This is a genomic window from Flavobacterium sp. EDS, from assembly GCF_020991525.1.
In the GTDB taxonomy this organism is placed as follows: Bacteria; Bacteroidota; Bacteroidia; order Flavobacteriales; family Flavobacteriaceae; genus Flavobacterium.
This window is the reverse complement of the sequence record NZ_JAJMOZ010000055.1, coordinates 1-450: the sequence shown is the minus strand read 5'-3', so window position 1 is coordinate 450 and position 450 is coordinate 1. Positions and strand designations below refer to the sequence as shown.

1 pseudogene is annotated in these 450 nt (G+C 31.6%); it reads left to right on the top strand.

The features are described 5' to 3' along the window. Window positions 1–205, top strand: a pseudogene (locus LPB87_RS20650) (hypothetical protein); the annotation flags it as partial. Window positions 206–450: the final 245 nt, after the last annotated feature.

Sequence of the window (450 nt, the reverse complement as noted above, 5' to 3'; positions counted from 1 at the left end):
GGGTAAAAATTATGAATTTAAAGTTTTAAAAATTACGGCGAATTTAGGTCGACTTACAGAGGAAAAACTTGTAATGCGTTATCTCATAACAAGTAGCAATGGAACTATAATTGAAGATACTAGAGCGTTACCAGATTCTAGTCCGATAGCGCTGAAATTCTTTCCGTGCCCACTAAATAAGACACAATACAAATGTTATCTATAAAACAACCTAAACAAATTTATCATTACACAAGCATTCCTTCTTTAATACCCCGAGAATCCGATAGCGCGGAAATTCTTTCCGTGCCCACTATAATAAGGCACAATACAAATGTTATCTATAAAACAACCTAAACAAATTTATCATTACACAAGCATTCCCTCTTTAATACCCTGAGAATCCCTATTTTTAATAATAATATTTAACTCTAGAGCCTAAACCAAATTTAATATATAAAACCAATAATA